Source organism: Dyadobacter sp. LHD-138, assembly GCF_030929615.1.
Classification (GTDB): domain Bacteria; phylum Bacteroidota; class Bacteroidia; order Cytophagales; family Spirosomataceae; genus Dyadobacter.
This window is the reverse complement of sequence record NZ_JAVFVU010000087.1, coordinates 1-3,736: the sequence shown is the minus strand read 5'-3', so window position 1 is coordinate 3,736 and position 3,736 is coordinate 1. Positions and strand designations below refer to the sequence as shown.

At 48.0% G+C, this 3,736-nt stretch carries 2 protein-coding genes; both read left to right on the top strand.

Annotated features, from left to right (window positions below; all coding sequences use genetic code 11):
- On the top strand, positions 1–2,388 hold a 2,388-nt coding region (locus RB622_RS29885; protein WP_308050508.1), incomplete at its 5' end, for an RICIN domain-containing protein.
- Between the two features lie 20 nt (positions 2,389–2,408).
- Positions 2,409–3,736, top strand: a 1,328-nt coding sequence (locus RB622_RS29880; RefSeq protein ID WP_308050507.1) for a DUF6443 domain-containing protein, incomplete at its 3' end; no start/stop codon positions are given.

Sequence of the window (3,736 nt, the reverse complement as noted above, 5' to 3'; positions counted from 1 at the left end):
ACAACCCTTGAGAAGTCTCCTTCTGATAGAAAAGTGACCGATGCCAATGTTACCACCTATAAATCATTCACGGGAAATGCCAATAAATCAGCGTTGCTTTTACCGTATAAAAAATTCAGGTTTAATGGGTTAAACGGTTCTGTTGCTACTTTTTCTAATTATGATGGTACTACCGATGAAACCGCATCTACCTCCTACAGGGAGACGCTAAAATATACGCATTACGATACGCAGGGAAACCCGTTGAGCCTGCTTATCAATGGTGGTGTTAACCAATCCTATCTGTGGTCATACAAAGGCCAGCATCCGGTTGCAGAAATCCAGAATGCCGATAATGCTGCGGTTCTCTCTGCTTTGGGCGGAACATCCTTTACTGACATGGCCGCTATGACCGGGACCATTGCGATTCAGTCCAAACTGGATGCAGTACGTATTGCGCTACCCGCAGCACAGGTTACCTCATACTTATATACGCCGCTTGTTGGTGTATCCAAAACGATAGATGCAGCTGGGAAAAGTCTTGTGTACGAATATGACGCGTCTGGCCGGCTTGCTTACATTAAGGACAACGCGGGTAAAGTACGGTCCTCTTTCTGCTACAACTATGCGGGGCAAAACATTGCATGCGGCTCAACAACTCCAACGGGGATAGTGCAGCCTGCTGCTGTATCTTTGTTAGCCGATGGAGCAACATGCAACTACGGCGTTACCGCCACTGCCACGGACTCCTTGCCTACAATGGGCAAGTCTATTGTCCTAACCGCAGTTTGTGCAGGAACGGACTGCAGCGGGGTAACCTACACCTGGACCGGACTCGGTGTATCTGGGACAGGCGCATCCAAGACACTTTTTGCACCTGGAAGCACTGGAAATTTCCAATACATAGTTACGGCTAACAAAGGCGGCTGTGCGATCAAACGTGATACGATCACTTTGGCAGTAAAAGCCGGGGGGACCTATGTTGTAGCAAATGGCTGTTACACTCTAAATGTTTACAATAGCCGTCTACAAAACGAGTCAGATGATCTTGGTGCCAGGATAAGAGTATATGATCCTACAACCAATAATAATCAGATATTTCAGCTGACAGGTATTGATGGCGATTCATATAAAATTCTTTCAGCATCTGCCAACAAAGTATGGGAGCCTTCAACTCCTATATTAGACTGGTCTGGCACCTACCTTCAGGATTGGACGGGAACCACAGCACAGAAATGGTATCTGAGTCCAAGTAGTGATGTCAATGAATATTATTTTGCTTCAAAAGCAAACCCGTCTCTGGTTATGGAGTTAGGAGGGGGAATGTCCACCGCTGGCAACTACACGGTGTTATGGCCGCTTTGGGGGGCAGCTCACCAGAGATACAGGTTGGATCCGGTCACTTGTCCAGCCATTGGACCAGACTGCGACTTTACGGTTACGGTCCCAGGCGGTTCGAATAATTTGTCTCCAACTATGGGCCAGCAAATTACGCTGACACCAACGTGCACAGGAACGGGCTGCATAGGTGTGACCTACACGTGGACTGGTATAAATGTATCCGGTACAGGTGCTTCCAAGACTTTTAGGGTCCCAGGTAGCACGGGAAGTTTTCAGTACACCATTATAGCCAATAAGTCAGGTTGTACTTCTAAAACTGTTACATTTACGCTTACCGTGCAGGCGGGAGGAAGTTATGTTGTTGCCAATGGCTGTTATACTTTTAATGTCTATGGTAGTCGTCTGCAAAACGAATCGGATGCTCTTGGCGCAAGAATCAGAATATACTCTCCAACAACCAATAGCAATCAAATATTTCAGCTAACCGGTGTTGATGGAGACTCTTACAAAATCCTTTCAATTTCAGCAAACAAGGTCTGGGAACCTGCGGCTCCTATTATTGATTGGTCAGGTACTTTTCTGCAAAACTGGACGGGAACAACCGCTCAAAAGTGGTATTTGAGCCCTACAAGTGTAGCCAATACATACAGTTTTGCCTCCAAAGCCAACCCTTCGCTGGTTATGGAGCTGGGCGGCGGAGTTTCTACTGAGGGCAATTATACGGTGTTATGGCCGTTATGGGGAGCGGCTCACCAAAGCTACCGCCTGGATCCCGTTGGATGCCCGACAGCGCGTATGGCCGTAGAAGAGCTCTTCACCCCACCTGCTGCGCAGGCCCAGGTACTGATTTACCCAAACCCCGTCAAAGACCGGTTGCATTTGGAAATCAATGATTCCGTTTCTTTGAAAAATTTGCAGTTGTTTAACGTGAAAGGCACCCTGGTGTTTGAAACCGACTCATTATCAGAGGATGGAATTGACGTCAGTGCACTGCCCGACGGGACATATCTGATCAAGATGGTATTTACCAACGGATCAGCGGCCACCTACCGTATTGTTAAACAATAACCCTTACCCAGATCACAGCAATGAAACATCTTGTAAAATATAGTTTCGCCATTATTATCACTGTGCTGGGCCTTCGGGCCAATGCGCAGACCGGGAGCCAGAATTATGTTCTCTCCCGGAGTTTTAAGCAGACTGGCGCTGCGGTCAATGACGTTAGCAAAGTCAATATCCAGGTCCAGTATCTCGACGGACTTGGCAGACCTATTCAAGCCGTATCGGTTGGGCAAAGCACTGCGGGTACCGACATTGTCCAGCCAATGGAATATGACGCTTATGGCAGACAGCCGAAGTCTTTTTTGCCCTATGCTGTAAATGGGAGCGGGGCTTATCAGGCAACAGCGATCACGAACCAAACCAGTTTTTACAGCGGAAATTCTCCCCAATTGGAAAGCTCTGACCTGGGCAGGCCCTATGTAGAAACCACCTTTGAGCCGTCACCTTCGTCCCGTCCGACAGGCTCACGAGCTCCCGGAAATAAAAGTACATCCGCAAGCATTATCTATTCTGCCAATGATGGCAGCGAGGTGAAAAAGTACACCTATGGTACAAGTATAGGCGACGGCGGGACCTATACCGCCGGAAAACTATATAAAACCCAGACGACCGACGAAAATGGAAAGATCAACGTAGAATTTACCGATACAAAAGGCAGGGTTGTTTGTAAAAAAGCGGGAAGTGAAGCATTGGCTACCTATTATGTATACGACGACTACGGACTGCTGCGGGCTGTGCTGCAACCCGAATACCAGACTAATGCCAGCGCAGACTTTGCATTTTTATATGACTATGATGAGCGCGGAAGGATGATCGGCAAACAGGTCCCCGGCTCAGGCAAGGTTGAAATGGTTTATGATAAATTCGACAGGCTGGTCATGTCGCAGGACGCAAACCAGCGTGCTCGCACCCCGACGCCCGTTTGGAGCTTCATCAAATACGATGCACTCAACCGTAAGATCATGGACGGCGAATTCACCACTACTGATAACCGTGCGACTTTGCAAACGGCCTTCAATGCAAGCGCAGGACATCATGAAACCACAACTACAAATGCAATTGGTTATACTTTTAACGGAACACTCCCAAATGTAAGCGCCGGCGATGTTTTGAATGCCTATTATTACGATGGTTACTCCTTCCCTTCAAACCAGGTATATGTGGACCGTCTTTCCGTTTCTGCCAATGGAGCTGTAAAATCCCAACAAACCGGAAGCGGTACCCGCAGGCTGAATGACGCTTCCTGGCTGGTTACGACCACGTATTATGATGCTGAGTACCGTCCGGTCCAATCGGTCAGACAGCTCAATGACCTGGGCGGTATGACAACCGAGCGGGTTTCAACCAAATACAA